The sequence below is a fragment of the Chryseobacterium sp. C3 genome (assembly GCF_014218905.1).
Lineage (GTDB): Bacteria > Bacteroidota > Bacteroidia > Flavobacteriales > Weeksellaceae > Chryseobacterium > Chryseobacterium mucoviscidosis.
Genome location: NZ_JACLCU010000003.1, coordinates 283,954 through 303,549 on the forward strand (window position 1 = coordinate 283,954; position 19,596 = coordinate 303,549).

The 19,596-nt window shown below is 36.5% G+C and carries 18 protein-coding genes and 1 pseudogene; 7 read left to right on the plus strand and 12 right to left on the minus strand.

Annotated elements, in window-relative coordinates; translation table 11 throughout:
• Positions 1-22: 22 nt before the first annotated feature.
• Positions 23-1,111, minus strand: coding sequence for an HmuY family protein (locus tag H6W53_RS08515; protein WP_185206060.1), 1,089 nt, complete (start codon positions 1,109-1,111; stop codon positions 23-25).
• 15 nt (positions 1,112-1,126) lie between these two features.
• A complete protein-coding gene (locus H6W53_RS08520) occupies positions 1,127-3,244 on the minus strand; it encodes a TonB-dependent receptor plug domain-containing protein (RefSeq protein WP_185206061.1) in 2,118 nt (705 codons plus the stop codon).
• A gap of 96 nt (positions 3,245-3,340) precedes the next feature.
• On the opposite strand from H6W53_RS08520, the gene H6W53_RS08525 reads away from it, so the two are divergent.
• Positions 3,341-4,141: a T9SS type A sorting domain-containing protein gene (locus H6W53_RS08525; protein ID WP_185206063.1), complete on the plus strand. Its 801-nt coding sequence runs from the start codon at positions 3,341-3,343 to the stop codon at positions 4,139-4,141.
• Between the two features lie 159 nt (positions 4,142-4,300).
• Here the strand turns inward: H6W53_RS08525 and H6W53_RS08530 are convergent, their stop codons facing one another.
• The 6 genes from H6W53_RS08530 to H6W53_RS08555 all read right to left on the minus strand — a co-directional run bounded on the left by H6W53_RS08530 (position 4,301) and on the right by H6W53_RS08555 (position 9,374).
• Complete coding sequence (locus H6W53_RS08530; RefSeq protein WP_087711034.1) at positions 4,301-4,591, minus strand: putative quinol monooxygenase; 291 nt, start codon at positions 4,589-4,591, stop codon at positions 4,301-4,303.
• 93 nt (positions 4,592-4,684) lie between these two features.
• A complete protein-coding gene (locus H6W53_RS08535; protein WP_185206065.1) occupies positions 4,685-5,569 on the minus strand; it encodes a sulfite exporter TauE/SafE family protein in 885 nt (294 codons plus the stop codon).
• A gap of 121 nt (positions 5,570-5,690) precedes the next feature.
• A complete protein-coding gene (locus H6W53_RS08540; RefSeq protein ID WP_185206067.1) occupies positions 5,691-6,932 on the minus strand; it encodes a sulfate adenylyltransferase subunit 1 in 1,242 nt (413 codons plus the stop codon).
• A gap of 327 nt (positions 6,933-7,259) precedes the next feature.
• Positions 7,260-8,168: a sulfate adenylyltransferase subunit CysD gene (gene cysD, locus H6W53_RS08545; protein WP_185206069.1), complete on the minus strand. Its 909-nt coding sequence runs from the start codon at positions 8,166-8,168 to the stop codon at positions 7,260-7,262.
• A 16-nt stretch (positions 8,169-8,184) separates the two neighbouring features.
• Positions 8,185-8,877, minus strand: a complete 693-nt coding sequence (locus H6W53_RS08550; RefSeq protein WP_185206071.1) for a phosphoadenylyl-sulfate reductase — start codon at positions 8,875-8,877, stop codon at positions 8,185-8,187.
• Positions 8,878-8,966: 89 nt separating this feature from the next.
• On the minus strand, positions 8,967-9,374 hold the full coding sequence (locus tag H6W53_RS08555) for an RrF2 family transcriptional regulator (protein ID WP_087711044.1): 408 nt from the start codon (positions 9,372-9,374) through the stop codon (positions 8,967-8,969).
• A gap of 140 nt (positions 9,375-9,514) precedes the next feature.
• Here H6W53_RS08555 and H6W53_RS08560 point away from each other — a divergent pair, with 140 nt between their 5' ends.
• The 6 genes from H6W53_RS08560 (at position 9,515) to H6W53_RS08585 (ending at position 15,613) form a co-directional block, all read left to right on the plus strand.
• On the plus strand, positions 9,515-9,943 hold the full coding sequence (locus H6W53_RS08560; RefSeq protein WP_185206073.1) for a DUF4268 domain-containing protein: 429 nt from the start codon (positions 9,515-9,517) through the stop codon (positions 9,941-9,943).
• 33 nt (positions 9,944-9,976) lie between these two features.
• On the plus strand, positions 9,977-10,291 hold the full coding sequence (locus tag H6W53_RS08565; protein ID WP_185206075.1) for a hypothetical protein: 315 nt from the start codon (positions 9,977-9,979) through the stop codon (positions 10,289-10,291).
• A 1,071-nt stretch (positions 10,292-11,362) separates the two neighbouring features.
• A complete protein-coding gene (locus H6W53_RS08570; protein ID WP_185206077.1) occupies positions 11,363-12,184 on the plus strand; it encodes a DUF2314 domain-containing protein in 822 nt (273 codons plus the stop codon).
• Between the two features lie 162 nt (positions 12,185-12,346).
• A complete protein-coding gene (locus H6W53_RS08575; RefSeq protein WP_185206079.1) occupies positions 12,347-13,186 on the plus strand; it encodes an SDR family oxidoreductase in 840 nt (279 codons plus the stop codon).
• Between the two features lie 566 nt (positions 13,187-13,752).
• Positions 13,753-14,667: a helix-turn-helix domain-containing protein gene (locus H6W53_RS08580; RefSeq protein WP_108410198.1), complete on the plus strand. Its 915-nt coding sequence runs from the start codon at positions 13,753-13,755 to the stop codon at positions 14,665-14,667.
• A 70-nt stretch (positions 14,668-14,737) separates the two neighbouring features.
• Positions 14,738-15,613: an Abi-alpha family protein gene (locus H6W53_RS08585; RefSeq protein ID WP_185206081.1), complete on the plus strand. Its 876-nt coding sequence runs from the start codon at positions 14,738-14,740 to the stop codon at positions 15,611-15,613.
• A gap of 226 nt (positions 15,614-15,839) precedes the next feature.
• On the opposite strand, the gene gldG is transcribed toward H6W53_RS08585, so the two are convergent.
• From gldG to H6W53_RS08605, 4 genes and pseudogenes are all read right to left on the minus strand, one after another.
• Entirely contained in the window at positions 15,840-17,510 is a 1,671-nt protein-coding gene (gldG, locus tag H6W53_RS08590; RefSeq protein WP_185206469.1) for a gliding motility-associated ABC transporter substrate-binding protein GldG, read from the minus strand.
• 4 nt (positions 17,511-17,514) lie between these two features.
• The gene (locus tag H6W53_RS08595; protein ID WP_185206084.1) at positions 17,515-18,243 is read right to left on the minus strand and encodes an ABC transporter permease; all 729 of its coding nucleotides are present in this window, start codon (positions 18,241-18,243) and stop codon (positions 17,515-17,517) included.
• 115 nt (positions 18,244-18,358) lie between these two features.
• Positions 18,359-18,907: a CopD family protein gene (locus H6W53_RS08600; protein WP_185206086.1), complete on the minus strand. Its 549-nt coding sequence runs from the start codon at positions 18,905-18,907 to the stop codon at positions 18,359-18,361.
• A gap of 111 nt (positions 18,908-19,018) precedes the next feature.
• A pseudogene (locus H6W53_RS08605) lies at positions 19,019-19,444 on the minus strand (IS1595 family transposase); the annotation flags it as partial.
• Positions 19,445-19,596 lie beyond the last annotated feature (152 nt).

Sequence of the window (19,596 nt, forward strand, 5' to 3'; positions counted from 1 at the left end):
CTTTTTATTTGATTTAAAAATTTTAGAACAAGGGTTTGTATTCGAACTGCGGATAGCCTCTTTCGCCGCTGCTGCTCGTAAGTCTGGTGAATCTCAGCTTAAAATAATATCCGTCCGGATCTTTGATGACATAAAATACATCACCTTTTACCTGATATCCGGAAGGTCCGACTTCTCTCCAGTTTCCTCCGATAACGCGCTGATCGTTGTAAATGAATTTCGACTGATCGATATCCGAAACTTTAAAATTATTGTAGGCTTCAACACCGGTTGTGGTTCCTGAAGCTTTTACTTCATAAGCTCCTGCTCCACCTACATTATTGATGGTGATAAAGTCTGCATACACATAGCTTCCAGCTCCTGTAATGGTATTGGTAAAGACCGAAAAGCAAAGATCCCATTTCTTTTTTTCAGGCTGAATGAAGAGTTCTTTTTCATTTTTCAGGCTGACGAAATTATAATTGTACGCGGAGTTTTTATTGATGGTTAATTCCTTGTGAGAGGTTGAGTTTATTGGGGCGTATTTTATTTTATATCCTCCGTTTGAAGTTCTCGAAACCTGAATTTTCATCCATCCTCTGCTTTCTCCGGCTGTGGTAACGCTTCCCGCAGGAACATTTCCTGTGTAAATTCCTTTCCCCATGTTCAGAAGATATACTGCATTTTCAGATTCATTGGGATTAATTTCTTCAATCGCGGTATAGCCTGAAGGAAAATTTCCCTTTACATCATCAATATAAATGGTGTTGGAAGGATTAAAATTCGCAACCTGTACAAGATCCTGCAAACCGGAAACCTCAGCTTCTGTGACCAGATCGATATTCGCAGCATTCGGGATTTTTCCTGCTGCCATCATCAGAGAAGAATTAAGAATGACTTTAAAATTGCTTCCTGAATACAAAGCGAGATCCCAATCGGTTCTTTTGGTCAGCACTTCAGAATCCGTTCCCAGATCAAACCAGACCTGATTGGGCTGTGTAGGTCCGCCAACGGTAGGATTCACGATGGAACCTTCAATTTTTGATATGGCAACGGGATCTTCATTATCATTAATACAGGACTGGGTGATGAATGATGTCCCGATGAAGAGGTAAAGCAGTATTTTTTTCATTTCAATGATTATTTTTTAAAAGTTGTAGGTAAGTCTGGTGAAGTAGCTTCTGCCGTAGAAAAGGTTCGAGTTCGGATCGGTGGTTCCGTGTGCGGTTCCGGCAACGGTGGTGTCTCTTACGGATGAAACATCAAAAATGTTCTTGATTCCTGCACTGAGTTCAAAATGATTTTTGAAAAAGGGCTGACTTACCACGAAATCCATCATGTTAAAGTTGCCGCGCTCTCCCACATAATAAAAAGGATGGGCAATATCCTGACTGTCTAAGACAAACATCTGAAGTTTCCCGACGTGTCTGTAAAACAACGAAACATTGGTTCCTGTTTTTGGAAGGGTATAGTTTGCAGCCAGTTTTCCTTCGAATGTATAAAAGAAATCATCGGGAGAAACCAGAGTTCCCGAAAAGAGTTCTTTTCCGATGCCATAATAAGAAGCATTGGCTGCAAGGCTGAACTGGTTTTTCTGAACTTTAAAATTGGCTTCAAAGAGTAATGATCTGAATTTGTTGATATTGATGTATTTGTATTGTAACGGACTCTGATTGATCTGCAGAACTTCTATCCTGTTTTTGAGATCCATGTACGTTGCGCTCGCTCCTACCTGAACATTCCATCCTGAACTGGTAGTGAATTTTTTGTCTCCGTTTAAAGAGATCGTGATTCCTTCTTCCGGTTTTAAATCTTCATTTCCTCTGATGTCGTGGTTACTGTCTACAAAATAGGTATACAGTTCATCAAAATTGGGAAACCGGTTCGCGCTTCCTGCCACGAGTCGGATATTACTGGAATCATCTATTTTTCCTCTTACCGTTAAGGAATAATTGTGCTGTGTATCAAATTTATCACTCAGCGCCAAACGGTAACCGGGTCTAAATGAAAGCCAGTCTGTGGGATTCCATTCCGCAGAAATAAAATTGGCGTAATTGAAAATTTTTCGGTCTACATTATTTCCTGCAAAATCTCCTGCAATAAAACCTGCGTATCCTTTGGTATGATCGAGTTCATAACCCAACTGGAAATCTATTTTTTTATCATCAAGAAAATTGCTGAAAACGCCTCGCGAATAGATGACATCTGCTTTGTTATAGGACTGATAAGCTTCTTTCGTTCCCATTACTGTCCTGTTCGGAATATCATAGGTAAAATCTCTGTATTTTCTGTCCTGAGTCTGATAAGAAAAATCACCGGTATAATTGATGCTGCCTAATTTGGTCTGAACATTTAACTGATTGACGTATCTTGTCGTGAGATAATCTCTGTCGGCAGAAGTATAAGTTCTGTTTCCCTCTCCTAAATAAAGTTCTGAAACAATCGGGCTGTAGAAATTGAGTTTTTCATTAACGAATCCGAATTTATAGAAAACGGAAGTTTTATTTTTACTGTAGCGAATTACTCCGTCGATATTCAGAACATCTTTCGGCTGCCACAGATATCCTCTTTTTCCGTCCTGTTCAAAATATTTATATCCTTTCTGCGTTCCTTTGAATCCCTGAAAATCGTTATGATTGATATTGGCTCCGATGTACCAGTTTTCATTTAAGTTATATCCTGCATTCAGGGTTTGGATATGTCTTCCTTCTCCTTTTTTGTACCAGTTGTATTCTTTTCCTACGGTTTCTTCCTGAACCGAAGCATTTAACGTTAATTTTTTCTGAGTGCTTTTTTTGGTAATGATATTGATGACTCCGGCAACGGCATTGCTTCCGTAATCCACTCCCATTGAACCTCTTACCACTTCTATACGTTCTACATTATTGATATTGAGTTTGGTAAGATCTATATTGTTTCCCAGTCCCACATCTCCCACCACAGGAATATTGTCAATCAGGATTTTGGTGTATTCTCCACCCAGTCCCAGTAAACTCGCCGTTGAATTTCCGGAATTGCGGTCTGAAGTAATCAGAATATTCAGGCTTTGGTTTAAAACATCTGCCACATTGGTTGCTGCCATATTTTTGATCTGCTGCGCATCGATGACCTCCACTTTGTAAATTGATTTATTAATGGATTGCTGAGTATACTGTCCCGTAAGGACAACCTCTTCAATTTTTTCCAGCTTTACAGAATCTTTTTTCTGCGCGTCCATCCACAAAATCATCGTTAAAGCCAGAACAGAAAGCAATTTCTTCTTCATAGGATCAAAAAATTTTTGACAAATATAATATTTTATTTAGAACAATTAAAAATAATTATATAATTTTGTAGAATAATTCTAAATAAAAATAATGTTATGAAACTAGGACTACTTATTGGAGGTTTACTGCTTACAGCGATTTCGGGAAATGCACAGGTAACAACGATTAATGAGAATTTTGAATCTTTCACGGCAGGAACAGGCGCAGCATGGCCGCAAAATAACTGGAACCGTGTACAAAGTGGTTCCGGACCATGGGTATATGTTGACAATTCAAATGCTGCGGACAAACATATCCAGTATTACAGCTTTTTTACAACGAATACACCGGGTTATGCTATTGCTCCGCAAATTGTGGCACCGGACGGAACTCAGACGCTTACGTTCAAGTCTTCCCTTACAGCAGGATCTTCCGCAGGAAGTACCGGAACTATTGAAGTTGGATTTGTGGACGGTGTTACAACAGCAGATATGGCAAGTTTTTCGAGAATCGGAAATATTATTACGCTTACCTCAACAGACACGCAGTATTCCGTACCGATTCCTGCATCCAATAAACAATATATTGCCTTCAGAATTGTAGGAAGTCTAAATCATACCGCGATTCAGTTGGATGACATTTCTTACGCAGTAAGTTCGATACTTGCGGTTTCAAATCAGGCAAAATCAAAGGAAAGTGTACAGTTTGCCGTAAATTCCGACAATACCGCATTGCAGTTTGTTGCTAAAAAAGAACCGAAAAAAATTCAGATCTATTCAGCGGGAGGTCAGAAAACAGCCGAAGGAAAATTATCCGGAAGATCGTTTGACATCAGTACGCTTCAAACCGGAGTTTATTATATTTTGATTGAAACGGCGGAAGGAGAAATCGTAAAATCAAAATTCATTAAAAAATAAACTTTTCACAGGATCACAAAAGTTCACAGGAGCTTTATTGATAATACTTTCTATTTTTTCTAATAAAAGGCTGTCCGCAATAGTGAACAGCCTTTTAGTTTTATGCTTCCCTCAGGAAGAGTAAAGTTATTTTTAAGTGACTAACTTTCTTCTTACAGTTTACAGAGTTTTAAATCCTTTAAATACCTGAGTAGAACTTTCCAGCATTTTAGAAACATCTCTTCTGAAATTCAGCAAATGATCCTGCCCGTTGTGTCGGTTCAGGTGTTCTTCACTTTCCCACAATTCCACCATGAAAAAAGTTCCTTTGTTATCTTTGTCTTCAATAAGGTCATACTGCAGACATCCCTCTTCTTTTCTGGTTTCTCTTACCAGAATCTGGAAAAGTTCAACTGCTTCCATCAGATAATTCTCATTAAATCTGAAAAGCGCAACTACGTTTATGTTCATTGTTATTTTTTTTAGTGGTGTAAATGTAGAATATTTTCAAAACCGAAAAGATATTTCATGCTTTTATTTTTCCACATTTAACAGATTTTATCACTAAAAAACAGATTTGTAAATGGTAATTGAGCTCATCACGATGACCAGAGTTCCGATGATGACAAACATACTTTTCACGGGAAGTTTTGCCGTTAACATCGCAGAAAAAGGAGCAGTAAAAATTCCTCCGATCAGAAGACCGAGAATGATATTCCAGTGCTGAATTCCCAATGTGAAAATAAAAGTAATGGCTGCCGTTAAGGTTAAAATAAATTTTGCCACCGTAGAACTTCCCACCGCAAATCTCGGCGTAAAGGAATTTTTAATTAAAGTTCCTGTTACCAACGGTCCCCATCCTCCTCCGGCAAAGGAATCGATAAAACCTCCGATCACTCCCAAACGCGTTAAATTTGTTTTCCGTTTCAATTTTTTGTCCTGCTTATTTTTAAAAGCATTGGATAAAATCTGAATTCCCAGATATAATGTGTAGAAGGAAATAATTGTTTTGGTAATTTTTGAATAATATTCTCCGAGATATGTGAGTGAAACCGCCCCGATCACTGCTCCGAAAACCGCAGGAATGGCGAGTCTTTTCACCAGACTTTTGCTTACGTTTTTCAGTCTGATATGACTGATGCTTCCGGCTGCCGTTGTAAAGCTTTCCGCAGAATGAATACTCGCACTCACCGCATGAGGCGGAATTCCGAGGAACAAAAGAGTGGTCGTACAAATTACGCCGTATCCCATTCCCATCGATCCCGCAACGATTTCTGCCAAAACTCCCACCAACATCATCCAGTAGAAAATGTAATTGTCTTTGGCTAAAACAGTGAACAGTTCATCCAAATAGCCCAGTTCATACATGGTAAAGGCAACAACCGACAGAAGTGCGATCGTCACAAAAAATACATTTAACCTGAACTGAACTTTTCTTGAAATAACCATTCTTTCTGTTTTTCTATCGTTTTAAACCATTACTGAAATATTATACAGCTAAGAAAATTCACTTTAAATCAGCTTACCTTTTTAAAACTTTCCTAAATGACTCAGATTATGTTTGTTTAATTTACAAAATCATTACGGCTCCCACCGTTGAATTGCCTGTCTCGTCGATCAATATAGCGTTGCCTGTTGCATTGCTTTCTTCAAAGCTGTCGAAAACCAGGGGTGAAGCTGTTTTTAAACGGACTTTTACGACTTCGTTTAATTTTATGCTTTCAGAAACCGGCGTTTTTTCTAAAGTATTAACGTCTATTTTATATTCAATTTCTTTGATAATCGCTTTTAAAAGTTTGCTTTTGTGCTGAATGAAATATTTGTTTCCTTCGTTTAATTCCTTTTTATCCAGCCAGCAGACAACGGCTTCAATTTCATTTTCAACTTTCGGAAGGCTTTCAGTCTTTACTAAAAAATCGCCTCTGCTGATATCAATATCATCTTCAACATGCAGAACTGCGGGCTGATTGGCAAAAACGAATTCCACTTCTTTGCCCCCTGTTTCTATTTTTGAAATTTTAGTCTGAATATTCTGAGGAAGCACCGTAATTTCGTCACCTTTTTTGTAAATTCCAGAAAGAACTTCTCCTGCGTATCCTCTGTAATCGTGCAGATCCTCCGTTTGCGGACGAATGACATACTGAACCTGAAATCTCGGACTCTGAAAGTTTTGATCTGAATTGATTTTAACCGTTTCGAGGAAATCTAACAGCGTAGAACCTTCATACCAAGCCATATTTTCTGATCTTTCAACAATATTGTCGCCATGAAATGCCGAAATCGGGAAATAATTTACATTTTTTAACCCTAGTTTTTCTGCAACCAATTCATACTGAGCTTTTATATCTTTAAAAACTTCTTCAGAATACTCAACGAGATCCATTTTATTGATGGCGACCACCACATTTTTCATCTTCAATAAAGACGCAATAATGGAGTGTCTTCTTGTCTGTTCAATCACGCCTTGTCTTGCATCAATCAGAATAACAATCAGTTGCGAATTAGACGCTCCCGTAATCATATTTCTTGTATACTGAATATGTCCCGGTGCATCCGCAATAATAAATTTTCTTTTCGGCGTCGAAAAATAGCGGTACGCAACATCGATGGTAATTCCCTGCTCTCTTTCCGCTCTTAAGCCATCGGTTAAAATAGCAAGGTCTACTCCGTTTTCGTTTTTATTTTTTGACTGTTTTTCGAGTGCTTCAAGCTGATCGATCAATATATTTTTACTGTCGTACAGAAGTCTTCCGATCAGGGTACTTTTCCCGTCGTCTACGCTTCCTGCAGTGATAAATCTTAATATGTCCACGTTTGTTTTATTAATAATGAGTAATTGAGTGAGGCTGAGAGTGAGGTTAAGGTTTAGGCTAAGACTAAGATTAAGATTAAGATTAAGATTAAGATTAAAGGCTTACTACAAAAACTTCCATCTTCCAACATCCAGCCTCCAACTTCTGTCTTCCATCTTCCAACTTCCTGCCTAAATATAAAGGTTGGGATTAAGGCTGAGACTGAAAACTTACTCCAAAACTTCCATCTTCCAACATCCAGCCTCCAACTTCTAGCTTCCATCTTCTAGCTTCTAGCTCCCATCTTCCAACCTCCAACTTCCAGCCTCCATCTTCCATCTTCCATCCTAAAAATAACCTCCTTTCTTCCGGTCTTCCATCGCGGCTTCCGTCACTTTATCGTCGATTCGGGTTTCGCCACGCTCGGAAATTCTGGATGCCGTGATTTCATTCACAACCTCATCCAAAGTTTCGGCAGTGCTTTCTACTGCGGCGGTACAGGTCATGTCTCCGACGGTTCTGTAACGTACTTTTTTACTGACAATCGTATCATTTTCATCAATCTGAATAAAATCTGATACGGCAATTAACTGTCCGTCATATTCAATCACCTCTCGTTCATGTGCGAAGTAAATGGATGGCAACTGGATATTTTCTTTTTTAATATAATTCCAGACATCAAGCTCCGTCCAGTTCGAAATCGGGAAAACTCTTACATTTTCACCTTTGTTGATTCTTCCGTTGTAGATGTTCCACAATTCGGGACGCTGCAGCTTCGGATCCCATTGTCCGAATTCATCACGCACAGAAAAAAAACGTTCTTTAGCTCTGGCTTTTTCCTCATCTCTTCTCGCTCCGCCAATGCATGCATCGAATCCGAATTCTTCAATTGTATCTAATAAAGTGTGGGTTTGCAGCCAGTTTCTGGAAGCAAATTTTCCTTTCGGTTCGGTTAAATTTTTAGCTTTAATGGTATCTTCCACTTTTCTTACAATCAGTTCCGCGCCGATATTTTCTGCTAAATAATCTCTGAACTGCAATGCTTCAGGGAAATTATGCCCTGTATCGATATGAACCAACGGAAAAGGTATTTTCATCGGAGCAAAAGCTTTTTTTGCCAGATGAACCAAAGTGATAGAATCTTTTCCGCCACTGAAAAGCAGCGCAGGTTTTTCAAACTGAGCGGCAATTTCCCTCATAATGTAGATACTTTCTGCTTCCAACTGCTCCAGATAATCTAACGTATGTGTCGTCATTTTTAATTTTTTTGAATTAATGAGAATGCAGACCGCACTCTTTCTGTGAACTTTCCCACCACCATCGTCCGGCGCGCGGATTTTCTCCTTCTTCGATTGCTCTTGTACAGGGTTGACAACCGACACTAATGAATCCTTTTTTGTGTAAAGACAATTCCTGAACTTTATTTTCTTTCAGATAATCTAAAACATTCTGGTAATTCCAGTGAATTAAGGGATTATATTTGTATAGTTTACGATCTTCGTCCCATTCGAGAACCGGCATATTTTCTCTGTTTTCAGATTGTTCGGAACGCAATCCTGTAATCCAGACTTTTGCATTTTCCAACGCACGGTTTAAAGGTTTAACCTTACGGATAAAACAGCATTCTTTTCTGTTTTCTATAGAATGATAAAACGCGTTGATTCCTTTTTCATTCACATATTTTTCCACGTCTGAACTTTCCGGAAAATAGACTTCGGTTTTTGTTTTGTATCGGGAATTGTTCTGGGAAAGCAACTCGTAGTGCTCGTAAAAAAGTCTTCCTGTATCAAGCGTGAACACTTTTACCGGCAAATGATTTTTGAAAATCATATCCGTAATTACCTGATCTTCCTGACCGAGTGAGGTGGAAAAAACAACCCCTTCAGAAATTTTTGAAGAAATAAATTTCAGTCCCTCTTCTGCGGAAAGCTGTTTCAGTAACTCTGCTTCTTCTTTTGAAATCATATTTTGTTCATTTGAAGTAATGCAAATATCAGATAAAATAATTATCCTACCAAAAAAGTAGACTAATTATTTTAAAAAAAAGGATCTGATTAATCTACCAAATCCATTAACGTTCTTTTCTCCAGGATATTCAGCGAAGCATCACGAACTTCAATCAGAACGTCGTGCAGACCGCAATGATCTTCACTGCAGTCGTCGCATTTTTCGTAAAAATTTAAACTTACACAAGGAAGCAGTGCGATGGGTCCGTTCACAAGACGAATAATTTTCGCCAGCTTTACATTTTCCGGCTTTTCTTTGAAAAAATAGCCTCCTCCTTTTCCTTTTTTGCTATCGAGAATGTCCGCTTTTTTAAGCTCAAGCAGAATATTTTCCAAAAACTTTAAAGGAATTTTCTTGTGTTCGGCAATTTCGGAAATAAGAATCGGTCCGTCATTTCTCTTTTCTACAAGATATGACAGTGCCTTGAAAGCGTATTGAGATTTTTTAGACAGCATTACTACAAAAATAAGAAAATTGTTTGATATGTATAATAAGGAGATCGGAAGTTAGAAGATGGAGGCCGGGAGTTTTAAGAGACCGTATTACTTCCTTCTTCGTACTTCCTTCTTCCGTCCAAAATCCCTAAATTTGCCACATGTTCAGTAAACAGGAAGCACAGCAGTTAAAGAAAGAGTTTTGGACGGCTTTCGGAAAGTCTTTTCCAAGAAAATGGATTTTGTACGATACCAAAATCAAGGATATGTCGTTTAAATTTTATGCGGATAAGAAAAAAGCGGAAGTTTCTCTGGATATCGAAATGAAGGATGAAGTTTTCAGAGATGCGTACTACAATAAAATATGGTCACTGGAAGATATTCTGAATGATTTTATCGGCGATTTTCACAAGGAAGAATTTTATACGCTGGAAAACGGAAAGGTTATCAGCCGAATCTGGGTTGAAAAGCACGGTATTTCTGTTTTCAATAAAAATACATGGCGGGAAGCCTTTGAATTTTTTGTTGAAAAAATGGATGGCTTTGAACGGTTTTATTATGAATATGAGGATTTTATAAAGGATGTTTAGTGAATAGTTCCTAAAAGATACAAAAAACATATCATGAAAATAAGATATTGCTGGAGGTGCAGAATGGATGTTCCCATGCTTGATGAGGAAGAGGGAAAAATCGCTTCAAAATTATTAGCTGAAGGATTTCAGGAAGTTAAAACAGCCAGAAAAACACCTTTAAACGAAAATTTCAAAAAACTGCTGGATTATTACAATAATTTAACCGGTTTTGAAGAAACAAATCCTAATGCCATCATGCATCATTTCAGCGATATGTATGGTCCTGACTGTGAAAACTGCGGAAAACCTTACCGGACGGAAACCGCAACATTCTGCCCGAAATGCGGTAACAAAAGAAAAACTTAAAGACTTTTCTCAGTTTGGATTTTTTTTTAAACGCAAAGATTATTTTTATCAGTATAATTTTGAGAAGGCAAAGGCAAATGAAATTTGACTCGCGAAGCTTGAAAACAGATCTTATTAATTTAAGATTAGCTTATTTTGATTCTGAAATGCGGTAACGAAAGAAAAATTTAAGGGCTTTTATCAATTTGATTTTTTCAACGCAAAGATTATTTTTATCAGTATAATTTTGAGAAGGCAAAGGCAAATGAAATTTGCTGTTCGAAGCTTGAAAACAGATCTTATTTAATTTAAAATTAGCTATTTAGATTCTGAAATGCGAAAACATTATAGAAAGAGAATAGCTATATTCTGTCCTAAATGTGGTAACAAAAGAAAAATTTAAGGACTTTTTTCAATTTGATTTTTTTAACGCAAAGATTTATTTTTATCAATACAATTTTGAGAAGGCAAAGGCAAATGAAATTTGCTTCGCGAAGCTTGAAAACAGATCTCATTAATTTAAAATTAGCAATTTAGATTCTGAAATGCCGTAACAAAAGAAAAATTTAAAGACTTTTCTTAATTTAATTTTTTCAACGCAAAGATTATTTTTATCAGTATAATTTTGAGAAGGCAAAGGCAAATGAAATTTGCTTCGCGAAGCTTGAAAACAGATTTCTAGTTTAGTTTTGTGTCAAGAAGGTGAATCGTGAATTTTTAATTCAAATCATGATCGGAAGCCGCTTAAATATTTTTAAACTTGTGATTTAAACTAATTCATAGTTAACCGCAAAAGATGTAAAAGATAATGTTAAAGTAAATTTCCAGAATAATTAAAGCGCTCAAAAGAATAAAAATCAAAGATTTTTTAAAAACTGTTGTGATCTTCTTATTTATAATGACCAACTTTCAATAAACGTTTAGTTCATCTTTTGCGGCTTTTGCGGTTAAATAAAAAGTTTAAACAGATTTTTGTATAAAATTCAACGTTCTGTTCTTATATTTTTCTGTATTTTGGTCAAAATAAAAATAACAGAATAAATTTTCAGCAAAATATAAACTGAAAAAATAAAAACTAATAATTAAAACAAAATGTCAGAAAATAAAATATTTTTCGCAGACGCAGCAGATCCTGAAATGTCTAAAGCTTATAAGAAAGCGCAGGAAACTTTTAAATATTTCTGGAGAGAGCAATCTTGGGAATACAGAAGAATTATTCCGGCACTGAGTGTTTCATGCGTGAAAGTGGCTTTTTCTCAGGAAGATCCTTCTTCAGACTCACCTATTGTAGAACATATGTGGATCAATGATATCAATTTCGATGGCGATCTTATCAAAGGATACCTCATCAACAAACCGAATAAACTCACCAATGTTGAAGTCGGAGATTATGTGGAAATTCCTGTAAACGAAATCAGCGACTGGCTTTTTGCCATGCCGCAACGCGCAAAAAAAACGAAAGGACTTTCAAAACTGTTTTCATCTTCTTCAGAGTCTCTTCCTCCGAAAGCTTATGGCGGATTTACGATCCAGAAAATGCGTTCGGATATGTCTCCGGCGGAAAGAAAAGCACACGACAATGCATGGCAAATGGATTTCGGAGATTTTAATGATATTGAAATCGTTTATGAACAGAAAGAGCATCCTGAAAATCTTGTAGAGCATCCGATGAGCAGAAATATGAAGGAAGAGCTGGTAAAATTCGTCAGCGAAAATCCGGATGAGATTACAGGTCAGGATAGTAACGGCTATTCTATGCTTCACGCGGAAACGATTGCCGGAAATCTAAGTTCTGTGGAAGTGATTCTTGCAGCAGGAGGTGATAAAAATTTAAAGACAAAATCAGGAAAAACAGCTTTGGACTTTGCCCGACAACTGAATTGGGAACATATTATTCCTGTTTTGGAAGATTGATTTTATCTTAATTATTATACGGAAAGAGAGACTGAAAAGTTTCTCTTTTTTGTTTTTATATCATTCACGATCTGAATACATTCTTTCCCGATTCGGCTACATTTCCCACTGCACAACTTTCCATCTTTGTACCATCAATTAAAAACAATAAAACATTTAAAAATGGAAACAAAAAAAGTATGGTTCGTAACGGGAGCTTCAAAAGGTTTAGGATTTGAACTGGTTAAAAAATTATTATCCGAAGGATTTCAGGTGGCTGCAACAAGCCGCACTGTAAATTCTTTAATTTCTGCTTTCGGAGAGGCTTCGGAAAACTTTCTGCCCTTAAGTGTAAATATTACGGACAATAATGATGTAAAATCTGCCATTGCAAAAACCACAGAGCATTTCGGACAGATTAACGTTGTGGTTAATAATGCAGGATACGGACAGATCGGAACGCTGGAAGAGCTTACGGATGAGGAAGCAAGGGAAAATTATGCGGTGAATGTTTTCGGAACTTTAAACGTCATCAGAAATGCAATGCCTTATCTTCGTGAGCAGAAATCGGGAAATATTTTCAATATTTCGTCCATCGGAGGTTTTTCGGGAAATTTTCCGGGTTGGGGAATTTATTGCTCTACTAAATTTGCAGTAGCAGGATTTACAGAAGCTTTGGCTGAAGAAGCAAAAGATTTCGGAATTCATGCAACAGTAGTTTATCCTGGATATTTCCGTACAGATTTTTTGGCTAAAGATTCGGTGAAAACTCCGGCAAATCCCATTCAGGCTTATGAAGCGGCAAGAAGTTCGGAACAGGCACATCTTGACGAAATCAACGGAAATCAGCCGAATGATCCTGTAAAAGCAGCAGATGTTCTGATTCAGTTGAGCAAAGAGGAAAATCCGCCGGTTCATTTCCTTTTAGGCGTAGGAACCATGGAGTTTCTTAACAATAAAGTAGATGCGATTACCGAGGATGCAAGGAAATGGGAGGTTTTAGCAAACTCTACAGCAATTTAGAATTGATTTACTTCTTTTGTCTTGAAACAAAAGAACCAAAAATTCAAGACTTAGATCCTGAATGCTAAAAATTAAAACGTAATCCTAAAATTCCCAAAACTCGCGCGAATCAAAATTTGTTCTTCGGTTATGGATTATACCCGCGCTCAGACAGTGGAAATTTTTTAACGGATTACGTTTTAATTTTCTTAACGCTTCAGGCTCTTATGTCGGAAAAGCCATCTGATATAGACATTTTTGATTTGTATCTCAGGTAATGTAAAAGTATGAACGTTTATCAAATTCTACTGCAATTTAGAATTGATTTACTTCTTTTGTCTTGAAACAAAAGAACCAAAAATTCAAGACTTAGATCCTGAATGCTAAAAATTAAAACGTAATCCTAAAATTCCCAAAACTCGCGCGAATCAAAATTTGTTCTTCGGTTATGGATTATACCCGCGCTCAGACAGTGGAAATTTTTTAACGGATTACGTTTTAATTTTCTTAACGCTTCAGGCTCTTATGTCGCAATAAAAGAACATGTATTTCATAAAAAATCATTAAAAACAATTAACTTCGTTATTATGAAAGAGACCTTCCGTTTTCATTCGATCTCCGATTTTCATGCTTTCTGTAATCTGCCGAGTCCGGATCATCCGCTGATCAGCTTGATTGATTACAGCAAAGTCCGCTATCCCGTAAATGATACAGAACTGAAATGGACCCAGAATTTTTATTCGGTGGGGCTGAAAAGGAATGTAAACGCGAAGTTTAATTACGGTCAGCAGGAATATGATTTTGATTCGGGCGTGTTGTGTTTTGTTTCGCCGATGCAGTTTCTAAGAATTGAGATGAAGCCAGATGTTGAGTTTGAACCGACCGGATATCTTTTGCTGATCCATCCTGATTTTCTTTGGGGAACTTCGCTTATCAAAAAAATGAAATCCTACGAATTTTTCAGTTATCAGATCAATGAAGCGCTTTTTCTGTCGGATAAGGAAGAAAAAATTATTGTGGATCTGTTTAAAAATATTGAAAAGGAGTATCAGACAAATATTGATAAATTCACGCAGGAGCTTATTGTTGCGCAACTGGAATTATTTTTAATCTATTCTGAACGTTTTTACGAAAGACAGTTTTTGACCAGAAAAAAATCGAGTCACGAATTGCTGGATAAATTTGAGGAAGTTCTTTCGCAGTATTTCAACAGCGGAAATCTTCTCGAACACGGTATTCCTTCTGTGAAAACCATCGCCGAACAACTGAATATTTCACCCAATTATCTGGGAAGTTTATTACGCATCCATACGCAGCAGAACACGCAGCAACACATCCAGAATAAGCTGATTGCTCTAGCCAAAGAACGTTTGAGCACAACAAATTTATCGGTAAGTGAAATTGCGTATGAACTGGGTTTTGAGCATCCGCAGTCGTTTAGTAAGTTATTTAAGCAGAAGACGAATCAGTCTCCGGGGGAGTTTAGGAGGTTGTTTAATTGAGTACGAATTATTATCTTCTGTAGTTTAAATATTGTAAATTTGAGTTAAATACATATACTTAAAAACGAATATGAGTGAAAATAATTTCAAAGTAGACATATCATCTACTGCTTTAGAAAAAGGTATTGATTTAGCAAAAAATTTTCTTGAAAAGCTAATAACACCAACTGTTGAAGAAACAGGATTATTTTTTAAAGAACAAATAACAAGTTGGAGATTTAAGAATCAAATAAAAATACTTAACAAAGCCCGAAATATTTGCATTGAAAATAATATTCATCCCAAAGCTATCTCGCTTAAATTACTTTGTCCCCTATTGGAAAATGCTTCCTTAGAAGATGATGAATTTCTACAAAACAAATGGGCTATTTTATTAACTAATATGGTAGATTCAGAACAGAATATAGAAAATCATGTTTTCCCTTTCTTACTTAGTCAAATTTCAAAACCTGAATTTTTAATATTAGAAAAAACTGTATTTCTTAGAAGTGAAAGAAGGTTGAGATTGGAACAAGAATTAAATCTTTTTTTAGAAACAAAAGATGAAAAAAAGAAAAATCTAGAATTAGAAATTAAAAATCTGGCTAATAAAACTGATGATTATAAGGAATTGAGAAAATTCTGGAAATTACAAAAGGAACTCAAAGACTTGGATGAGAGAGAAACAAATATCCAAATAGAATTATTTAAACCTGAATATATAAATGAAAATGATTTAGAAGAGTTTGAGATGGCAAATTTAATTAGATTAGGACTTGTAAAAAATCTTCCCCAGCATTATGTTTATACAAATGGCGCTGAAATTAGAAATGACCCCAATAGTGATTATTTAACCCTTGATAATTTAGAAATTAATATTGAAAATGATGGCGAATTTTATTTTATCACCGAGTTAGGTGATTTATTTATGGATGCATGTAAGAAGAAAACAATCATAGATTTATAATAATTCATTTTTGTAAAAATAACATTTACATTCAAACTCAAAAATAAATCTTATCTGGAATTTATAATAATTTAAAACGAGGAATAAATTGTTCTTCTTTAAAATATCTTGATTAATGATGAAATTGAAAAAATATGTAAAATCGTCTCTAAATTAACAAACGAATTATTAGTAGTAAAAAAAACTATAAAAAGAGAAGCCAAAAACTTCTCTTTTTCTATATCATTTATCCAAATTTCTTCTTTCTCAGCCAGAAGAACAAACCTCCCAAAATACCGATAATGACTAAAGGAAGCAGCAAATTAAACCATTGCCAGTTATTTTTGTCTTCCGTAATTCTCTGTCGGTCAAGAAGCCTTTCTTCGATGTTTCGGTTTCTGAGATCCATGAGGTTGCTGTCGTCCAGAAGATAGTCTAATGCATTTCTCAGGAACTGTTCGTTTCCAAACTGTTCGTTGGTAAGCAGATCTACGCCTAAAGGAAGCGGTTCTCCTTTCAGAACTTTGTTTCGTCCTACGTCTCCGTCGGCGATCACAATCATTTTATTTTCAGGGCTCGAACTTTTGAAATTCGGGTAGGATTTTCTTTCGATTCTGGAAGCATACGCAGAATTGAATTTCCCTTCCAGAGACACTGCATAAATCTTCGGTGTGCTAGGTTTTTCCATTTGTCCGAGACTGTCGACACTGGAAATTTCTTTCAGATCCACATAATTCGGAACCTGCTTTAATAAAGTTCTTTCACTCGATTCAAAAAGAACGTTCGTTTTGATATTTTTTCTTCCGCCCAATGTATCGATGGAAGTCGGGAATTCAAACTTTACAGGATTGATATTTTTCGTAATCGGATTGTTGCTTTCTGCGATTCCCAAAGGAAAATATGGCCACGGAAGACTGGTGTACTGCGGATTTCCACTCACTTCCCCTGTTACCAATCTCAACAGCGCAAACTTCTTCACATCTTTTACCAAAGCCGGATTGATCCTGATTCCATAATTGAAGAAAAAGTCGGTCATATTGATGTCTACAGGAAAAGGCATCACTTTTTGAGACCTCATCAGTGTATCCATTTCCGCATTTACGGCATCAATCATCCACAATGTTTTTCCGCCGTTCATGATGTATTGGTCAAGAATTACTTTTTCACCGTCCGTGAAAGCTTTTCTCGGTTTTGCGATCACCAAAGCGTTCATTTGCTTTAAGGTCGGAATATCTGCGATGGTAAGTTCGGTCTGATTTTTAGGAATAATAGGACCTGCATCATAACTTTCCGTTGCCAGTTGCATGAACCCCTGAAATTCTCTTGGATTCAGCTCATCCTGATTCACCAGAATCCCGATTTTCTTTCTTTTATGCGCCGCAATATTTTTAATGTTTGAAACCAGATTGTATTCTAAATTTTCAATGGATTTCGTAAGCTGCTGATCAGCATCGATTCCTGTCTGCTGAACCACCAAAGGAATGGAAACTCCCCTTTTGTCGTATTTAACGACTGCATAAGGAAACAGCATGATCTGAGAAACTTTGCCGTCTTTGATGTCCGGAAGCATGGAAGGCTGCATTCCCATCGCCATCAGAGTATCTTTAGACATTTTGGTTTTGATAGGATCAATGAATTTAAAATCGATCTTCGGATTAATTTTTCTGAACTCTTCCAGCATAAATTTCGTTTCGCTCTGAAGCTGCTTGAAACTTGCCGGAAAGTCTCCTTCCAGGTAAACATCAACGACCAAAGGTTTATTTACCGATTCCAGAACCTTAACGGTATTATCGGAAAGCGTATATCTTTTTTCTTTGGTTAAATCCAATCTTATTCCTGAAATGGCAAGAATAACCACCAATGGCAACACCACGAAAAGTAAAATTCCTAGCGGAGATTTGAACTGTATCTTCTTCATCATTCTACTTCTTTTTATTAATGAAATGATTGGACAAAACTAATGTAACACCGATGATTAAAGCAAAATAAGCTACATCCTTAAAATCGATAAGCCCTCTTGTAAAGCCTAAGAAATGCTGGTAAAAACCGACATTCTGCAAAATAAAATCTGCGCCTCCCAACAATTTGTAACTTGCCAGTTGCTCGATCCCGAAATACATGATGAAACACATGAAAACGCCCAACAGATAAGCCATAATCTGGTTTTGGGAAAGCGAAGACGCCAAAATTCCCACTCCGGAAAATGCTGCAATTAAAATAATTAACCCGATGTAACTTCCGAACGTCATTCCCAAATCTACATTTCCGGCAGGAACGCCCAAAACATACACTGTGTAAAGGTAAATTAACGATGGAATCAGGCATAAAATTCCAACGATCCAAACTGAAAGAAATTTTCCGAAAACCAGATCTGAAACTTTCAGCGGTTGGGAAAACAGCCAGTTTAAGGTTCCGGTCTGCTGCTCTTCCGCAAAAGTTTTCATGGAAAGTGCGGGAATAATAAACATCAGTAACCAAGGAACCAGAACGAAATAACTTTGCAGTGAAGCCATTCCGATCTCAAAAATGTTGGAGTCGTTGTCGAAAAAAAACAGAAACAGCGTCGCGATCAGACTGAAAGCCGCGATGATTATCCACGCGCTCCAGTTTCCGAAGTAGCTCCAAAGTTCTTTTTTTAAAATTGCAATCATAGTTTTATTGTCAAATGTTGATTGTTTTTAGTTGATTGTTGATTGTTTTTAGCTGACTTTTTTTGATGTAAAAATCTATTCAGCAACTATAAACACACAACCATCAACCGAATCATTATTTTTTCTTATTCTTATTTACCAGCTTCACCGTCATCATGATTAAAAATACCAGAACGAAAAATCCGGCGATTAATTGCCACCAGTATTCAATAACCTGAGCTTTTAAAATCACGGTGAAAACGACAAGGAACAAAATGAAAGTAGCGATTTCATTTGCCTGTCTCAGTTTTATATTGGCGGTTTCCAGTGTACTTCCGTTGAGTTCTTTCAGTTTTAAAACTTTTTTCCAGCACCAGTAATGATAGACCGCCAAACCGATCAGGAAGGTTAGTTTTAAATGAAACCATGGCATTTTCATCAATCCTGAATTCAGGAAAATCATCATCAGTCCGCAAACCGTCATGATTACTCCGGCAGGAACGGTGATGATATTCCAGAGCCTTCGGGCCATAAACGTATATTGTTCTCTGAGGATTTTCTTCTTTTCTTCCGCAAATTCATCGGTATCTTTATAGTACACAAAAATTCTTACGAGATAAAAAATTCCCGCAAAATAGCTTACCATGAAGATAATATGAAGCGCTTTTATTATGGTGTAAAGCATTCTGAAAAATTAATGGCAAATATAATGTTAATGACAAAAATATTTACTAGAAAACAGAATAAATCTTGCCTTTATTCTGTTATGTTCATTATTTTATTGAATATCCGTTTTCTAACCTAAAGCTGTGATATTAGCAATAATCAGTCTTTCAAATAACTTTTCTCCAAAATATCTTCGATTTAACTTGTAAATAAACTCATTGAGATAGAGTTGGAGGTATTTTCTCTTTATTTTATGGTAATTACCAAGAAGATTTCTTTTAGTATTACTGATAGCAATATGAACCCATTTTAAGGTTTCTTCTGTGGTTTCTTTTGAACTTTTTTCCATAATATGAAGTTCTACAAAATCTGCAATGTCCACATAAGAGGTACTTTTATCAGTAAAAATAATACTTTGATTATCAATGGATTCTTGAATAGCCTCATTGATTTCTTCGCCGCTGTGACCATCTAAAACTTTCGCTTTAAAGAAGCGGACTTGCTTTTCCGTTTTTCCTGTTCTAATATCTTCTAACGGTGTAGACTCCTCCATCATTGTGTTTAAAAAAGCATATCACTAAAAGATTTTTCCTGAATGATCCACTTAAAAAGCATCATATCATTTGCTGAGTGAAACGCCTTAGCGAACGAAAAAATATACATAATCATTTAAAGAAAATCTTAGCGGTCATAGCGTTTAAAAGGATC